Below are 17480 nucleotides of genomic sequence, written 5' to 3' on the forward strand. Positions count from 1 at the left end.
CGTAAGCATACGCCATTGCCCAGTACGTTTGGATAAATTGTACGAGGGGAATGTTGCTATTTTGCCGTAGGCGGCAGGGCCGCTTTCATCGCTTGCCAGTGGCTGCTGGCCAAGGGAAGGCAAGCAGGGCAGGGCGTTGCGGCGATCAGGCTGCGGATCTGCTGCGCGCGCGCCGCCGTTTGCGGGTGCGAGGAAATCCAGTCGGGCACCTTGGCCTTGTCCTTGTCATCGAGCTTCTGGAAAAAGCTGAGCATGCCATCGGGGCGGATATGTGCGCGCTGCAAGGCGAGTAACCCCAGGCGGTCCGCCTCTTCCTCCATGTCGCGGCTGAAATACAAGGTGCCGGCCTGGTGCGCCAGCATGGCGGCCACGGCGCTGATATCGCCGATGGTCACGCCCACGAGGGCGCCCCAGCCCAGGCTGCTGATCATTTGCCGCAGCGAATGGCGCTGCTCCACATGCTGCACTTCATGCGCGAGCACACCGGCCAGCTCGCCCGGGTCGGCTGCCTGGCGCAGCAAGCCCGTATGCACGACGATGATGCCGCCGGGCATGGCAAACGCGTTGACCGTGTCGTCGTTCTTGATCAGCCAGCGGTATTGGTAGCGCGAGCCGGCCGTCAGCTTGCGGCCGATCTCCTGCACCGTCTGCTGCGTCACGCCGCTTTCGCTGATGCCTCCCTGCGCGCGCACTTGCGACAGGGCCAGTTCGCCCAGCTGTTTTTCCGTCGACAAAGGAATCAATCCCGCCAGTGCGCCGACGGCATGGCCGCCTTGCCACCACAGCAGGGCCGCCGCGACGACGGTCGCGCCCGTCAAACCGGCCAGCCAGCCCGACACCTGCCGCCGGTTGCGCTGGCGCTCGCCCCACAAACGCTGCAGTTGCGGCTGCAGCGCGGCCGGCGCTTCGCGCAAGACGATGGCGATGTCGCTCGCCGTCAGCGGTTTCAGCGACGCTTGCCGTCCTTGTGCGTCGAGCCAGTTCAGGAATAGTTCCGGCCCGTCGACACCGCCTACGCTGACGACCAGCTGCGCCACGTCGATACCATGGCCGGGTGCATCGATGGCCAGCTGGTTGCCGAAAAAATGCGCGCTGACGGCCGTGCCCGCCGGGCCGCCGTCGGGACCCGTCAGCAGTGCCTGGAACGGCGTCATGCGGCGGCCTCGGCAAAGCGGCTTTCGTACAGGGCCGCCATCAGGTCGGACTGGCTGATGATGCCGGCCAGGCGTTCTTCATCGTCGAGGATGGGAATATGGTGATAGCCGGCGTCGGCCATCAGGGGAACCAGATCGATGATGGGCGTGCCCAGGCGTGCCGTGTGCGGCGACGGCGTCATCAGCTGCCCCACCACTTCCGGCTTGTCGCTATGGGACAGGCCGCTGCGTTGCAGCAGGCCGCGCAGTCGCTGGCGCATGCCCTGATAATCGTCGAGGCCGCCATGGCGCAGGAAATCCGTCTGCGTGATGATGCCGATGACGCGGCGCGCCCGGTTCAGTACGGGCAGGGCGCCCACCTGGTGCTCGCGCATGGTGCGCCAGGCAACATCGAGCGGCGTGCCGAACTCCACGCTGAGCACGTCTTTCGACATGATGTCGGCGCAGGTGACGACGCCGAAGCGGCGCTGGTAAGCGCGCATTTCCGTTTGCAGGAAGATCGCTTGCAAATCGTCGCGGCTGATATCGAGCACTTCGCTGTGCTGGCGCAACACGGCATCGAGGTCATCGGGGGAAAAGCCCAGGCGGTTGCTGGGCACGTCATCCTTGGTGTCGTGCGGATGCGGCGCTACCAGTTGCTGGATGTGCGGGTAGCGGCGCCCCGTCAGGTTGTTGTACAGCACGGCGCAAGCGACCAGCACGGCGGAATTGAACAGCACGGTGATGAAGACGAATTCAAAGCCGGCCGCGTGCACGCTGGCGCCGCCAACCACCGTGGTGAGCGCCACGGCGCCGCCCGGCGGATGCAGACAGCGCAGGGCAAACATCGCGCCGATGGCCAGGCAGGCGGCCAGCGCCGCCACGCCCACGCTCGTGCCCAGCCATTTGACGCAAGCCATGCCGACCAGGCCGGAGACCACATTGCCGCCCACCACGGACCACGGTTGCGCCAGCGGGCTGGCCGGCAGGCAGAACAGCAGTACGGCCGAGGCGCCCATGGGCGCGATCAGGTAGACGCTGGCGCTGTCGGGGGCCAGCAGGAAATGGCAGATGAGTCCAGTGAGCAGCAAGCCGCAGATGGCGCCCGCGCAGGCGCGCAATTGTTCGCGGCGGCTGCCGTTGTTCGGTTGCGGCAGCCAGCGTGCCAGGAAAGAAGTCGTCATGGAGGAGGGCGCGTTCGGGCCGCGTTGCTCAGTGTGAGCCCCATATTATCCCATGCGTTCCATTTCGCTGCCTGCGGGCATCAATCTTCGGCACAGACCGCTTGCAAGCCATGCTGCGCCAGCAAGTTCCTGGCGGCCGCGATGGCGGAAGGTGCCGGCTTGCTGCTGGCGCAGGCATAGATGTCATTGAGGACCACCGCCGCATCCTTGCCCATTACAGCGGCCATCAGCTCGGCCAGGTTGCGGTCGGAAAAGTGTTCATACAGCAGGGCCAATACGGCGAAATACGCCGAGTCGGGAATGCCAGCGGGATAGGCGCTGCGTAGCATGCGAACGGCGCCGGACAAGGTTGGGGGCAGGGTATCTGGCATGCTCAAGCGGCTACTCCTTGGTGTTGCTTATACCTTTTCCGCATAAGCACAGTGCAATTAAATGGTGGATATTTCCCATAAGCAGGCATATTCTAGACAATCACGCCAGCTGACAGCTGTTCAGCTGGCCTCACGATTTTTTTTCAGGAGCCCGCATGCGCTTTTCTCTTTTCCTTGCCAGCCTGCTGCTTGCCGGCACCGCCGTTGCCGCCGCGCCGACACCGGCTAACCCCGTCGCCACGCCGCACCTGCCGTACAACGCGGCGGCCGATGCCAAGGCCGATGTGGCCCGTGCGCTGGCCGAAGCGAAGGCGGCGCACGTGCCTGTCTTGCTGATCTTTGGCGCCAACTGGTGCGAGGATTGCCGCGCGCTCGACAAGGCATTGAAGGAAGGCAAGAACGCGGAATTGATGCAGCAGCAGTTCAAGGTCGTCAAGGTCGACGTGGGTAACTTCGACCATAACCTGGATGTGGCGCAAGCCTATGGCAATCCGCTCAAGAAAGGCATCCCGGCTGCCGTGCTCGTATCGAGCGACAATAACCAGGTGCTGTACGCCACCAAGGGCGGCGAACTGGCAAATGCCCGCCGCATGAGCGAGAGCGGCATCTACGATTTCTTCAAGCAAGCGGCCAGCGTGAAAGCGCCGGCGATTTAAGCGTCTTCTTTAAAACTCTTCCCACGCATCGCTGGCCGGCGCTGCCGGGCGCGATGGCGTGGGCAGCGCCGGCTTGTGCGCCGGCTGCCGGGGCTGTGGCTGCGCCGCATGCCCGGTTTCTTCCAGCTTGAACACGCTGACTACTTGCGCCAGCCGGCCCGCCTGGTCCTGCAACGATTGGGCTGCCGCCGCCGCTTCTTCCACGAGCGCCGCGTTTTGCTGGGTGGCGTCATCCATCTGTGTGACGGTGGCATTGACTTGCGCGATACCCTGGCTTTGTTCCTGGCTGGCAGAGGCGATTTCTCCCATCAGGTCGGCCACCCTTTGCACGGAGACGACGATGTCCTGCATGGTGGCGCCGGCCGAGTCGACCAGCTTGCTGCCCGCTTCGACCTTGCTGCCCGAGTCGACGATCAAGTCCTTGATTTCTTTCGCTGCCGCTGCCGAGCGTTGCGCCAAGTTGCGCACCTCGGTCGCCACCACGGCAAAACCGCGGCCCTGTTCGCCCGCACGGGCCGCCTCGACGGCCGCGTTCAGGGCGAGGATATTGGTTTGAAAGGCAATGCCGTCGATCACCCCGATAATGTCGGCGATCTTGCGTGAACTTTCCGTAATCGCACCCATCGTCTGCACCACTTGTCCCACCACTTCACCGCCCTTGACGGCGTGGCTCGACGCCGACACCACGAGCTGATTGGCCTGGCGCGCGTTGTCCGCATTCTGTTTCACGGTCGACGTGAGTTCTTCCATGGCGGCCGCCGTCTCTTCCAGGCTCGACGCCTGGGCTTCCGTGCGCGCCGACAGGTCCAGATTGCCCGACGCGATCTGGCTCGATGCGCTGGCAATGGAGCCCGTACTGTCACGAACTTCGCGTATCGTCACGTTCAGCGATGCGACGAAGCGGTTGAAGGCGGCGGCCAGCGCGCCGACCTCGTCTTCCGATTCGACGGGCATGCGGCGGCTCAGGTCGCCATTGCCGCTGGCGATTTCGCTGAGCATGTCGGCCGCCCGCGCGACGGGAGCGGCGATGGCGCGGCTGATGACATAAATGATGCACAGGGCGATGCCGCCACCGACGAGGCCGGCGATCAGGGCGGCAAGCAGGGCCGAACGCGTGACGTTGCCCAGCACTTCCGCTTCCGGTACTTCCGCCATCACGTATAAATTCAATTCCGGCACGAAGGAGGCGGCGACGAACTGGCGTCCCGCAGGGGCGTCGTAGATGGCGTATGCGTATTTGTTACCGGTCAACAGGCTCTTGCTCAGGGTATCGCTAAAGCCGGGCAGATCCTTGAGCTGATGCTTGCCGTCGGCCAGGGCCGTGTCGCGGTGCACCAGCAGCACGCCATTGGCGCGCGCCAGGTAGACATGGCCCGTCTGGCCGATCTTGTAACTGCGGATGGTGTCAGCCAGCGCATTGATGGACAGGCCCAGGCCGGCCGCGATCTGCTTGCCGCCCGCCGTCTGGCCGCGCGCATTCAGGTACAGCATCAGGTCGCTGGAGTTTTCCGCCTTGTCGATGTCGAGCGTGTAGGCCTTGTCGCCGGCCAGCAAGCCATAAAACCACTGGTCGGCCGCCTGGTTTTTGTCCAAGGTGCGCAGCAAGCCTTCCGTGGTGAAATACTTGCCCGTGCTGGCCGAGGCCCAGTTGATCGAAGCGGCCTTGTTCTTTTCCTTGACGACCTTGGCGTAGCGCTGGAAGGTGGCGATGCCGCTGTCGGGCAAGCCTGCGTCTTCCCAGTCTTGCAGGTAGACATCGTTGGCCATGGTCTGCACCACGGACAGGGGCTGGCTGATCTGGCGCAGCACGTCGTTGCGGATCTCGCCCACTTGCGCCGGCAACTCCTGACTGACGACGCGCTCGCGCACGTAATCGCTGCTCATGCGCACGCTGAGGAAAGACGAGATCGCCATGAAGAGCAGCAGGCACAAGCCCATGCTGAACAGGAGTTTTTTCTGGATGGAGAGGCGGCGGAGCAGAGACATGGAAGACCTTGGAGGATGGCCTGCAGAATGAGCAGAAAAGCGGGCAGGCGAGCAGACAGTATACCGGCCGCACTGCGCCTTCCATCGCACCATTGCTGCTTTTCATTCATTTATGTTGCATTGCAGCAACGCGCGATCGTCTCAGGCAGGCAAGCCGTGGGCGATCAATTCCAGCGGCAATTCCGTGCTGCACTTGATTTGTTCCATGGAAAAGGCGGACGACACGCCCGTCAGCTGCACGGCCTTGATGAGCTTTTTGTAGAAGGTGTCATACCCCTTGATGTCGGTGGTGACGACTTTCAGCAGGTAATCGATGTCGCCGCTCATGCGGTGAAATTCCTGTACCTCGGGCAAGACGATGACGGCGGCGGCGAAGCGGCGCAGCCATTTTTCATCGTGCTGGCCCGTGCGTACGCTGACGAACACGGTCACGGGCAAGCCCACTTTTTGCCGGTTCACGATGGCCACGCGGCTCTCGATATAGCCCTCTTCCTCCAGACGCTTGACCCGCTTCCAGCACGGCGTGCTGGACAAACCGATCTTCTCGCTGAGGGCGGCGATCGACAAGGTGCCATCCTGCTGCAGGGCCGCCAGGATGGCGCAGTCGAATTTGTCGAGCGAGGCGTTTGGTGAATTCATTTTGCCATTCCAGTTTTTATAGCATGAACATGCTGCATAGTACCTAGTTTGCAGTGTCTTTTGGCATATCTTCACGGGGGCAGGCCGGTAGACTATCCATATGTTTCAGCCGCTTGCGCTGTCCCTTTTCTAGAATACTCAGACTGCCATCATGAAAGAAATCTACCTCGACAGCAATGCCACCACTTGCGTGCTGCCCGCCGCCGTTGCCGCCGCCCGGCAAGCGATGGAGCAGGGCTATGGCAATCCCAGCAGCACCCACGCGACGGGATTGCAGGCCAAGGCCATGATGGATGGCGTGCGCCGGCGTGCCAGCGGCTTGCTGGGCGTGGGCGACGGCCACCTGATGTTCAACAGCGGCGCCACCGAAGGCATCCAGACGGCCGTGCTGTCGGCCCTGTGTGCACTGCGCGAACGGCGCGATGCGGGCAAGCGCATCGGCAGCCTGCTGCTGTATGGCGCGACCGAGCACAAGGCCGTGCCGGAAAGCCTGGCGCACTGGAATCGCCTGCTGGGCCTGAATCTGGAAGTGCGCAAGCTGCCCGTCGATGCGCAGGGGCGCCACGATTTGCAGGCGCTCGGTGCGCTGATCGGCGACGCGGCCATGCTGTGCACGATGGCGGCGAATAATGAAACGGGCGTCGTCAGCGATTTGTCCGCCATTGCCCAGCTGCTGCAGGAACGCGGCGCCGATGCCTACTGGATGGTCGATTGCGTGCAGGCGCTGGGCAAGCTGAAACTGAACCTGGCCGCCACGCGCATCGATTACGCGCCGTTTTCCGGCCACAAGCTGTATGCGCCCAAGGGCATCGGCATGCTGTACGTGCGCGCCGGCGCCCCCTTTACGCCGTTGATGATGGGCGGCGGCCAGGAAGCGGGCCTGCGCTCGGGCACGGAAAACATGGCCGGCATCGCCGCGCTGGGCGCCGTGCTGGCCGCGCTCGACGATGGCAAGACTTTCCGCAGCCACGCCGACCTGGCCGCGTTCCGTGCGCAGCTGGTGGACAGCCTGGAACGCGCCTTCCCCGGCATCGTGTTCAATATGCCATTCGACTTGTCCTTGTCGACGACCCTCAATTTTTCTGTGCCGGGACTGTCGTCGAAGGAATTGCTCGACCTGTTCGACGCGGCGCGCGTGCGCGTCAGCTCGGGCAGCGCCTGTTCCGCCGCCAAGGCGCTCCCCAGCTATGTGCTGGAAGCGATGCACGTGCCGCAATGGCGTGCCAGCTCGGCCATCCGTTTGTCGTTCGGTCCCCTGATCGACGTGGCGACCATTGCGGCCGCCTGCGCGCGCATCGAGCGCTGCGGCGAAGCGCTGCGCAGCAGCTGCCTGTTGCCGTCCGCGCTGGCGCCATCGCCGCAGGACGGCGTGATCCAGTTGAGCGTCGATGGCCAGTGCACCTGGCTGCTCAGCGACGCTGCCAGCGCCAGTTGCGTCGTCATCGATCCCGTCGCCGCGCTCGTGCCGCGCCTGGCTGCCTTCATCCGCTGCCAGCACCTGGCCTTGCGCGCCATCGTGCACACGACGGCGCCGACCGACCATGGCGTGGCGCGCCTGGCGCTGCTGCAGGAACTCGAGATCGAACAAGTCGGTCGCGTCGATATCGATGGTGAGCTGGCGCTGGGCCAGCAGCGTTTGCGCCGCATCGAGTGTGGCGAAACCCATGTGTACCTGCTGGAGCAGCGCTTTGCGTTCATCGGCGCCCTGGCGCCCGAAGCGCTGGCGCCCTTGCTGGATGCGGCACTGCTGACGCAGGACACGGTGCTGTGCGCGTCAGGTGACGACGGCAGCATTTGCGCTACCGTGCGCACGGTGCTGGACGGTAGCGTGCCGGCAGCCGAACTGCAGCTCGATGCGGCCGCCTTGCCTGCCTTCCTGCGCCAGCATCCCGGCGCCATCCTCGTCGATGTGCGCGAAGCGTATGAACATGCGGCGTGCGCCGGCACGGTGTTCGAAGGATGCGAGGTGCGCAGCGTACCGCTGAGCCGTCTGGCGGGACAAGTGGCCGCGTGGCTGCAGCAGCCGCAGCGCCCGCTGGTGTTTTTCTGCCGCAGCGGCAACCGCAGCGCGCGCGCCAGCGCCTGCCTGCGCCGCCTTGGTCACGGTGCGGCATGGCAACTCAATGGCGGCATGGCGATGGCGGAGACGACGCGCCACCCGCTGGCCATCGCTGCCTGAGCGGATTGAAGTTTCCTCATTGAAATATTGCTCCGTGGCATTATCGGCATGGAGTTCAACTCGCATTTCTTGCATTCGTTTCCTTGCGGCATTCTTTTGCTGTCCAGTCCGCAAATTTCTTTGCCGACACGTGCCTAAAGCGCCAGCTATGTACGCTAGCGCACGGTCTTGTGCAGCCGCCGCTCCTACGATGAAGTTCAGAAAATCTCCCTATACCCTGAGATTCGTCGCAACGCTCCGGCGCTTCGCTTTCCGTCTTCGCCAGTGTCCGATCGTGTTCTTCCAGACTGGGCCCGCGTGACGGTGGCCGCTGGTTGCGTGCGCGCACCTAGCGAGGCCCCAAGTTGAAAGAGTACACAGCAGTTGTGACGCAGCAGATCAAGGAACAGATTTCCAAAGTTAAAGAAATCTTCCGCGACCATTCCCTTGCACCGGACACCTTCGACGCCGCGCGCGACGATGCCTTGCCCCTGCGTTCCGAATTATTCAGCGCCATGCAGATGGCCGCCCACGGCAAGCACGTGGCCACCGGCCATGCGGTGGGCAAGCATCACGGCCGCGACCGCCTGCTGGCGCGCCTGGCCGACAATGCGGCCCTGATCACGGCCACCGTCAACGAGCTGACGGCGACCGTCAAAAGCGGACGCCAGGTCACGCCCGCCTCGGAGTGGCTGCTCGATAATTTTTATCTGATCGAAGAGCAGATCCGCACCACGCGGCGCCATTTGCCGAAGAACTACAGCAAGGAGCTGCCGCGCTTGGCGTCGGGCCCCGACGCCGGCTGCCCGCGCGTCTATAAAATTGCGCTGGAAATCATCTCGCACGGCGATGGCCGGGTCGACCTGGAAAACCTGTGCCACTTCGTCGAAGCTTACCAGGATGTGGCCACCCTGACCCTGGGTGAACTGTGGGCCGTGCCCATCATGCTGCGCCTGGCCCTGATTGAAAACCTGCGCCGCGTCGCCGTGCGCGTGGCCGACGACCGCATGCAGCGCGACCTGGCCAATACCTGGGCCGATCAGATGACGGAGATCGCCGAGCGCAATCCCAGCGGCTTGATCCTGCTCGTCGCCGACATGGCCCGGTCGAATCCGCCGATGACCAGCGCCTTCGTGGCCGAATTGTCGCGCCGCCTGCAGGGGCAGAGTTCCTCGCTGACCCTCGCGCTATCGTGGCTGACGCACAAGCTGGCCGAGTCGGGCCTCACCATCGAACAGCAGATCCAGTCCGAGATCGGGCAGCAGGCGGCCGACCAGGTGTCGATCGCCAACAGCATCGGCAGCCTGCGTTTTCTCGGCACCATGGATTGGCAGGAATTCGTCGAGACCATGAGCGTGGTCGAGCAGACCTTGCGCCTCGATCCGGCTGGCACGTATGGCTTGATGGATTTCGCCACGCGCGACAGCTACCGCCACGCCATCGAACGCATCGCCAGGCGCAGCGCGCGCAGCGAAGTGGAAGTGGCCGAGATGGTGGTGCAGCTGGCGCACACGCACGGCAACGGCAATGACGCGCGCCGCGGCCACATCGGCTTTTATCTGGTGGGGCGCGGCGTGCTGGTGCTGGAAAAGCAGGCAGGCGCCAAGCTGCCTTTCATCGAGGCGCTGCAGCATACGGCGCGGGCCGCGCCGCTGGCCGTCTATCTGGGCGCCATCTCGTTCCTGACCCTGGCGACGAGCGCCTTGCTGCTCGAGCGCGCCGTGCGCCATGGCGTGCAGGGCTGGCCCCTGGCGGCGCTGGGCGCGCTGGCGCTGCTGGGCAGCAGCCAGCTGGCCGTGGCCGTGGTGAACTGGCTGGCGACCCTGATGACGTCGCCGCACCCCCTGCCGCGCATGGATTACCAGGCCGGCATTCCGTCGGACGCGCGCGGCATCGTCGTCGTGCCGACGCTGATCTACAGCAAGGAAAACGTGGCGGCGCTGTGCGAGGCGCTGGAAGTGCGTTATCTCGCCAACCGCGACCCGAACCTGCGTTTCTGCCTGCTGACGGACTTCGTCGACGCCGAGACGCAAACGATGCCCGGCGACGAAGCCTTGCTGCGCCAGGCGCAGGAGACCATCCGCATCCTGAACGAGAAATACCGCGTGGAGGGCGTCGAATTCAAGGAAAACGGCGACCCGGCCGATCCCGAGGAGCTGGGCCATGTGGGACCGTTCCTGCTGCTGCACCGTCCGCGTCTGTGGAATTCGCAGCAGAATGCGTGGATGGGACAGGAGCGCAAGCGCGGCAAATTGTCCGACCTGCACGCGTTCTTGCGCGGCGGCGCGCGCGACAAATTCTCGCTGGTGGAAGGCGAGTTGCGCGGCCTGCGCACGATCAAATACGTGATCACGCTCGACACGGATACGCAACTGCCGCGCGACGCGGCGCGCGAATTCATCGCCACCATGATGCACCCGCTGAACCGTCCCGTGCTCGACGCGGCCGGCACGCGCGTCGTGGCCGGCTACGGCATCCTGCAGCCGCGCGTGGCCGTGGCGCTGCCCAGCGCGAATGCCTCGCGCTACGAGCTGCTGTGCGGCGGCGAACCGGGCATCGACCCCTACACGCGCACCGTCTCCGACCTGTACCAGGACGTGTTTTATGAAGGCTCGTTCATCGGCAAGGGCATCTACGATCTCGACATGTTCGAGCGCGTGCTGGGCCAGCGCCTGCCCGACAATAAAATCCTCAGCCACGATCTGCTGGAAGGCTGTTATCTGCGCGCCGGCCTCTTGAGCGACTCGCAACTGTACGAGGAATATCCGGCCCGCTACGACGCCGATGTGAGCCGCCGCCAGCGCTGGATCCGCGGCGACTGGCAACTGGTCGGCTGGCTGCTGGGCCGTGTGCCGGGCCGCGCCGGCAAGCGCGAACGCAATCCCTTGTCGATGCTGTCGCGCTGGAAGCTGTTCGACAACCTGCGCCGCAGCGTCGTCGCGCCCGCGACCACCTTATCGCTGCTGCTGGTGTGGGGCTTCCTGCCGCACGTGGCCTTCTGGAGCGCGGCCGTGCTGGCCATCATCTTCCTGCCGCCCGTCTTTTCGGCCCTGTACGATCTGCTGCGCAAACCGCGCGATACCCTGTGGCGCCAGCACCTGGCCGCCTTCGAGCGGCGCTGCGGCGTGCAGTTTTCGCATGCCATGCTGACCCTCGTCTTCCTGCCGTACGAAGCGTGGATCAGTCTCGATGCCATCGTGCGCACCCTGTGGCGCCTGGGCGTGTCGCACAAGCATTTGCTCGACTGGCGCGCCTCGAACCTGCATGTATCGTCAGGTTCGCAGGCCGACAGCTGGCGCGCCATGTGGTGCTCGCCCGCGCTGGCGCTGGCCACCTTCGGTGCCTTGCTGTACTGGCGTCCGGAAGCCTTGCCCGCCGCCGCCGTGATGCTGCTCTTGTGGCTGGCCGCACCCGCCATCGCCTGGTGGATCAGCCGCCCCATCGAGCGTGCCGTGGCGCGCCTGTCGGCCGAGCAGGGACGTTTTTTGCATGGCGTGGCGCGCAAGACCTGGGCGTATTTCGACACCTTCGTCGGGCCGGACGACCACTGGCTGCCGCCCGATAACATGCAGGAACATCCGAACCTGGTGGTGGCGCACCGCACCTCGCCGACAAATATCGGCCTGGCGCTGCTGGCCAACCTGACGGCCTACGACTTCGGCTACATCACCCTGGGCCAGTTGATCGAGCGCAGCCGCGCCACCCTGCACAGCATGGGCGAGCTGGAACGCTTCCAGGGCCACTTCTATAACTGGTACGACACGCAGACCCTGAAGGCGCTGCAGCCCATGTACATTTCAACGGTCGACAGCGGCAACCTGGCCGGCCACTTGCTGACCTTGCAGCCGGGATTGGTGGAGCTGTATGACGCCCCGATCATCGGCGGGCAAGTGGTGCAGGGCATCCGCACGACGGCGCAGGTACTGCAGGAATTCATCGCCGCCGAAGGCGAGGGCAAGGCCATGCGCGACGGCCTGCACTTGCTGCAAGCGCCTGCGACGCCCGCCAGCCTGGCCGAATGGCATGCTTATCTCGCCGCCGCGAATGGCGCGGCCGATGCGCTGCTGTCGCTGACCTTGCAAAGCGAGGATGGCGAGCTGTCCATGTGGGCGGGTGCGCTGGCGCGCCAGTGCCGCGCGGCGCTGGCCGAATTGCTGCAACTGGCACCCTGGGCGGCGCACACGGGTGTCGATGTGGCGCTGATGCGCGTGCCGACCTTGCGTGAACTGGCCAACCTGGAAACGCCGGAAGGCACGCAGCCGGAGCTGGCCGCCTTGCTGGCGCAGGGCCGCGAACAGGCGGGACGCCACATGCGCGACATCGCTCACGCGGCGGGCCAGGCGCGCGACTTCGCGCAGATCGAATACGGCTTCCTGTACAACCCGTCGACAAAACTGCTGGCCATCGGCTACAACGTGAGCGAACGGCGCCTGGACCCCAGCTACTACGATTTGCTCGCTTCCGAAGTGCGCCTGGCCAGCTTCGTCGCCATCGCTCAGGGCCAGCTGCCGCAGGAGCACTGGTTCGCCCTGGGCCGCCAGCTGTGCATGGTGGCCGGCCAGCCCGTGCTGCTGTCGTGGAGCGGCTCGATGTTCGAGTACCTGATGCCGCTCCTGGTGATGCCGAACTACCCGAACACCTTGCTCGACCAGACCTACCACTCCGTCATCGAGGCGCAGATCGATTACGGGCGCCAGCGCGATGTGCCTTGGGGGATTTCCGAGTCCGGCTACAACACGGTCGACGCCAGTTTGAACTATCAATACCGTGCGTTCGGCGTGCCGGGGCTGGGCTTGAAACGGGGCTTGGCCGACGATCTGGTGGTGGCGCCATATGCCAGCATGATGGGCCTGATGGTGCAGCCGGAAGCGTCGTGCCAGAACCTGCAGCGCATGCAGGCGGCCGGCTACATGGGCCGCTACGGCTTTTTTGAAGCGATCGACTTCACCACGGCGCGCCTGCCGCGCGGGCAGGGCAGCGCCGTTATCCGCTCCTTTATGGTGCACCACCAGGGCATGGGCTTTCTGGCTCTCAGCTATCTGCTGCACGACCGCCCCATGCAGCGCCGTTTCGAGTCCGATCCGTTGCTGCAATCGGCCTTGCTGGTGCTGCAGGAACGCACGCCGCAGGCAGGCGCGTTTTACTCGAACACGGCCGAGCTGGCGGTGCTGCGCAGCGGCGCGCCCGAGCAGGCCATGCCGATGCGCATCCTCACGCAAGCCAACAGCGCCGTGCCGGAAACGCAGCTGCTGTCGAACGGCCGTTACCACGTCATGGTGAGCAACGCGGGCGGCAGCTACAGCCGCTGGAAAGACCTGGCCGTGACGCGCTGGCGCGAAGACAGCACGCGCGATAACTGGGGCAATTTCTGCTACCTGCGCGACCTCGATGATGGCGAAGTCTGGTCTACCATGTACCAGCCCACGTTGGCCGAACCGAAGAAATATGAAGTGATTTTTTCCGAGGGCCGGGCCGAGTTCCGCCGCGCCGACCATGGCCTCGACCTGTACACGGAAATCGTCGTCTCGCCCGAGGACGACATCGAAATTAGGCGCACGCGCATCAGCAATAATTCGAATCGCCAGCGGCGCATCGAGATCACCAGTTTTGCCGAAGTGGTGATGGCGCCGGCGGCGGCCGATGCGGCCCATCCCGCGTTCAGCAAACTGTTCGTGCAGACGGAAATCCTCGCGCATGAAAAGGCGATTTTATGCACGCGCCGGCCCCGCTCGAAAGAGGAGCAGATGCCATGGCTGCTGCATGTGATGACCGTGCACGATATCGAGCGCTACGAAGTATCGTTCGAGACGGACCGTGCGCGCTTCATCGGCCGCGGCAACACGGCGCAGCTGCCGCAGGCGCTGCAGGACAGCGGTCCATTGAGTGGCGGCCACGGTTCCGTGCTCGACCCCATCGTGGCCATCCGCTACGTCATCACGCTCGAACCGGACCAGGCCGTCACCGTCGACAGCGTGACCGGCATGGCCGAACAGCGCGATGCGGCGCTGCACCTGATCGACAAATACCAGGACCGCCATCTGGCCGACCGCGTGTTCGAGCTGGCCTGGACGCACAGCCAGGTGGTGCTGCGCCAGTTGAACGCCAGCGAAGCGGACGCGCAGCTGTATGCGCGCCTGGCCAATGCCGTGATCTATCCGAATGCGGCCCTGCGCGCCGAGGCGAGCATCCTGATCAAGAACCAGCGCGGCCAGTCTGGCCTGTGGGCGTATGCCATTTCCGGCGACTTGCCCATCGTGCTGCTGCAGATACGCGACGCGGCCAATATCGAACTGGCGCGCCAGATGGTGCAGGCGCATGCCTACTGGCGCCTGAAGGGACTGATCGTCGATCTGGTGATCTGGTACGAAGAGCAGTCGGGTTACCGCCAGCTGCTGCACGACCAGATCATGGGCCTGATCGCGTCGGGCATCGATGCGCAGGCGATCGACCGCCCGGGCGGCATCTTCGTGCGCCTGGCCGAGCAGATCGCGAACGAAGACCGCATCTTGCTGCAATCGGTGGCGCGCGCCATCATCAGCGATTTGCGCGGCACCCTGGCCGAGCAGGTCAAGCGACCACCGAGTCCCGTGCTGCGCATGCCGCCGCTGCTGCAGGACCCGGGCCGCGAACAGGGCGGCGTACCGCACCGGGCGCCAGAGCGCGCGCTGATCCTGGAAAATGGCCTCGGCGGTTTTACACCCGACGGCCGTGAATATGTGATCACCACGGCGGAAGGCAAGCAGACGCCGGCGCCGTGGTCGAACGTGCTGGCCAACGCGCAATTCGGCACGGTGGTGTCCGAAGCGGGCCAGGCCTACACGTGGAGCGAGAATGCGCATGAATTTCGCCTCACGCCATGGCAGAACGACCCTGTTTCCGACCTGTCCGGCGAAGCGTTTTATGTGCGCGACGAGCAAAGCGGCCAGTTCTGGTCGCCCACGTCACTGCCGGCGCGCGGTAGCGGCGACTACGTGACGCGCCACGGTTTCGGCTACAGCATTTTCGAACACAGCGAAGGCGGTATCGCCACGGAATTGTGCACCTATGTGGCGCTCGATGCGGCCGTCAAATATTCGGTGATCAAGGTGCGCAACGACAGCGGCGTGCCGCGTCGCCTGTCCGTCACCGGTTATGTGGAATGGGTGATGGCCGACCTGCGCGCCAAGTCCGGCATGCATGTGGCCACCGAGGTCGACACGATCAGCGGCGCCCTGTTTGCGCGCAATAACTACAACACGGAGTTTTCGGGCCGGGTCGGCTTCTTCAATACGGATGCCAGCATCCGCTCCATCACCTGCGACCGCAATGAATTCATCGGCCGCAACGGCAGCCTGGCGCAGCCGGCGGCGCTGCGGCGCGTGCGCCTGTCCGGCAAGGCGGGTACGGGGCTGGACCAGTGTGCCGCCATCCAGGTGCCGTTTGAATTGCAGCCGGGGCAGGAGCGCGACATCGTCTTTATCCTCGGCGTGGGCGGGCGCCGCAATGCCGACGCCAGCACCATGGTGCAGCGCCATGCGGGCAAGGACGCGGCACGTAGTGCGCTCGACGCGGTACGCGCGCACTGGGACAGCACCCTGGGCGCCGTGCGCATCGAAACGCCCGATCCGTCGCTCGACGTGATCGCCAACGGCTGGCTGATGTACCAGACCATCGCCTGCCGTCTGTGGGCGCGCAGCGGCTATTACCAGTCGGGCGGCGCCTACGGTTTCCGCGACCAGCTGCAAGACGCGATGGCGATGATACACACGGCGCCGCAGCTGCTGCGCAAGCACTTGCTGCTGTGCGCGGCGCACCAGTTTGTCGAGGGCGACGTGCAGCACTGGTGGCATCCGCCGTCGGACCGCGGCGTGCGCACGCACTGCTCCGACGATTACCTGTGGCTGCCGCTGGCCGCCTGCCGCTATGTGATCGCCACGGGCGACGTCAACGTGCTGTCGGAAGTGGCGCCCTTCATCGAGGGGCGCGCCGTCAAGCCGGAAGAGGATTCGTATTACGATCTGCCCGTGCGTTCGGGCGAATCGGCCGACCTGTACGAACACTGCGTGCGCGCCATCCGCCATGGTCTGCGCCTGGGCGTGCACGGTTTGCCGCTGATGGGTTCCTGCGACTGGAACGACGGCATGGACAAGGTGGGCGAACATGGCAAGGGCGAAAGCGTGTGGCTGGCCTTCTTCCTGTACGAAGTGCTGCAGCGTTTCGCCGAAGTGGCCATGCTGCGCGGCGACGCCGCGTTTGCCCAGTTCTGCCGCGACGAAGCCGTGAAACTGGCCGTCAACGTCGAGGAACATGCGTGGGATGGCGAGTGGTACCGGCGCGCGTATTTCGACGACGGCACGCCCTTGGGTTCGCACACGAACGAGGAATGCCAGATCGATTCGATTTCGCAAAGCTGGGGCGTGCTCTCAGGCGCCGCCAACAAGGAGCGGGTCGCCGGCGCCATGCGCCAGGTCGATGCGCGCCTGGTGCGCCGCGATTCGGGCGTGATCCAGCTGCTCGATCCGCCGTTCGACAAGGCCGACCTCAATCCCGGCTACATCCGCGGCTATGTGCCGGGCGTGCGCGAAAACGGCGGCCAGTACACGCATGCGGCCATCTGGACGGCGATGGCGTTTGCCCGCATGGGCGACGGCGAAAAGGCGTGGGAACTGCTGCGCATGATCAGTCCCGTGCGCCATGGCGCAGACGCGCAGGCGGTGGCGCGCTACAAGGTGGAACCGTACGTGGTGACGGCCGACGTGTATGCCGTGGCGCCGCATGTGGGGCGCGGCGGCTGGAGCTGGTACACGGGATCGTCGGGCTGGCTGTACCGGCTGATCGTCGAATCCCTGCTGGGATTGACGCGCGAAGCGAACGTGCTGCGCATGGCACCGACGATGCCGGCCGAGTGGGGCAGCTTCAAGCTGCATTACCGCTTCGGCGCCAGCAGCTATGCCATCACGGTGGAGCGGGCGCAGGGGCGGCAGGCGGGATTGTCGCTCGATGGCGTGGCGCAGGGCGGCAACAGCATCACCCTGCGCGACGAGGGCCGCGAGTACGCGGTGCTACTGCTGCTCTAGTCTTGCCCGCGTACTTGCCACGCATCGTGTTCGGGACGGCGCCGGCCGGCCAGCAGGATCAGGCCGGCGCCGAACAGCAGCAGGTCGCGCGTGCGCACTTCGGGCGCGGACGGTGTTGCCGTCTGGCGGTGGTAGGTCACGGCTGCCGCCATGGCGGCCGCAGGCTGGCTGACGCAAGCGGCCAGGCACAGCGCCGCCACTTTTCTAGTTAACTGCATACATTCCTCAAGAAAGCGCACCGACCGTTCGGGATCGGCGCGCCGGTATTCATGTCGCCGACATTGTAATTATGAGCAT

The 17480-nt window shown here is 64.9% G+C and carries 9 protein-coding genes; 3 read left to right on the plus strand and 6 right to left on the minus strand.

Translation table 11 applies throughout. The features are described 5' to 3' along the window. Positions 1 to 56: 56 nt before the first annotated feature. The 3 genes from AC4BCN_RS03275 to AC4BCN_RS03285 form a co-directional block, all read right to left on the minus strand. Positions 57 to 1154, minus strand: coding sequence for a M48 family metallopeptidase (locus AC4BCN_RS03275; RefSeq protein WP_490492558.1), 1098 nt, complete (start codon positions 1152 to 1154; stop codon positions 57 to 59). Then, positions 1151 to 2317, minus strand: a complete 1167-nt coding sequence (locus AC4BCN_RS03280) for an HPP family protein (RefSeq protein WP_490492559.1) — start codon at positions 2315 to 2317, stop codon at positions 1151 to 1153. Before AC4BCN_RS03280 ends, AC4BCN_RS03275 begins: the two co-directional genes overlap by 4 nt. A gap of 80 nt (positions 2318 to 2397) precedes the next feature. Next, on the minus strand, positions 2398 to 2688 hold the full coding sequence (locus AC4BCN_RS03285; RefSeq protein WP_490493570.1) for a DUF3349 domain-containing protein: 291 nt from the start codon (positions 2686 to 2688) through the stop codon (positions 2398 to 2400). A gap of 155 nt (positions 2689 to 2843) precedes the next feature. On the opposite strand from AC4BCN_RS03285, the gene AC4BCN_RS03290 reads away from it, so the two are divergent. Next, complete coding sequence (locus tag AC4BCN_RS03290) at positions 2844 to 3344, plus strand: thioredoxin family protein (protein WP_034753151.1); 501 nt, start codon at positions 2844 to 2846, stop codon at positions 3342 to 3344. A 9-nt stretch (positions 3345 to 3353) separates the two neighbouring features. On the opposite strand, the gene AC4BCN_RS03295 is transcribed toward AC4BCN_RS03290, so the two are convergent. Continuing rightward, on the minus strand, positions 3354 to 5330 hold the full coding sequence (locus AC4BCN_RS03295) for a methyl-accepting chemotaxis protein (RefSeq protein WP_338680526.1): 1977 nt from the start codon (positions 5328 to 5330) through the stop codon (positions 3354 to 3356). 141 nt (positions 5331 to 5471) lie between these two features. Further along, the gene (locus tag AC4BCN_RS03300; RefSeq protein WP_046682091.1) at positions 5472 to 5969 is read right to left on the minus strand and encodes an Lrp/AsnC family transcriptional regulator; all 498 of its coding nucleotides are present in this window, start codon (positions 5967 to 5969) and stop codon (positions 5472 to 5474) included. 151 nt (positions 5970 to 6120) lie between these two features. On the opposite strand from AC4BCN_RS03300, the gene AC4BCN_RS03305 reads away from it, so the two are divergent. Together AC4BCN_RS03305 and AC4BCN_RS03310 are read left to right on the plus strand one after the other, a co-directional pair. Further along, on the plus strand, positions 6121 to 8148 hold the full coding sequence (locus AC4BCN_RS03305) for an aminotransferase class V-fold PLP-dependent enzyme (RefSeq protein WP_490492560.1): 2028 nt from the start codon (positions 6121 to 6123) through the stop codon (positions 8146 to 8148). A gap of 407 nt (positions 8149 to 8555) precedes the next feature. After that, a complete protein-coding gene (locus tag AC4BCN_RS03310) occupies positions 8556 to 17183 on the plus strand; it encodes a glycoside hydrolase family 94 protein (protein ID WP_490493571.1) in 8628 nt (2875 codons plus the stop codon). Here the strand turns inward: AC4BCN_RS03310 and AC4BCN_RS03315 are convergent. Beyond that, positions 17180 to 17401, minus strand: a complete 222-nt coding sequence (locus AC4BCN_RS03315; RefSeq protein ID WP_490492561.1) for a hypothetical protein — start codon at positions 17399 to 17401, stop codon at positions 17180 to 17182. The genes AC4BCN_RS03310 and AC4BCN_RS03315 overlap by 4 nt on opposite strands. Positions 17402 to 17480 lie beyond the last annotated feature (79 nt).

This window comes from Janthinobacterium sp. Bl 1 (assembly GCF_058215535.1).

What these genes read in the sequence shown, in the direction of transcription:
- AC4BCN_RS03275 (WP_490492558.1), bottom strand. Translation starts at nt 1,154, where the DNA reads ATGACGCCGTTCCAGGCACTGCTGACGGGTCCCGACGGCGGCCCGGCG.
- AC4BCN_RS03280 (WP_490492559.1), bottom strand. Translation starts at nt 2,317, where the DNA reads ATGACGACTTCTTTCCTGGCACGCTGGCTGCCGCAACCGAACAACGGC.
- AC4BCN_RS03285 (WP_490493570.1), bottom strand. Translation starts at nt 2,688, where the DNA reads ATGCCAGATACCCTGCCCCCAACCTTGTCCGGCGCCGTTCGCATGCTA.
- AC4BCN_RS03290 (WP_034753151.1), top strand. Translation starts at nt 2,844, where the DNA reads ATGCGCTTTTCTCTTTTCCTTGCCAGCCTGCTGCTTGCCGGCACCGCC.
- AC4BCN_RS03295 (WP_338680526.1), bottom strand. Translation starts at nt 5,330, where the DNA reads ATGTCTCTGCTCCGCCGCCTCTCCATCCAGAAAAAACTCCTGTTCAGC.
- AC4BCN_RS03300 (WP_046682091.1), bottom strand. Translation starts at nt 5,969, where the DNA reads ATGAATTCACCAAACGCCTCGCTCGACAAATTCGACTGCGCCATCCTG.
- AC4BCN_RS03305 (WP_490492560.1), top strand. Translation starts at nt 6,121, where the DNA reads ATGAAAGAAATCTACCTCGACAGCAATGCCACCACTTGCGTGCTGCCC.
- AC4BCN_RS03315 (WP_490492561.1), bottom strand. Translation starts at nt 17,401, where the DNA reads ATGCAGTTAACTAGAAAAGTGGCGGCGCTGTGCCTGGCCGCTTGCGTC.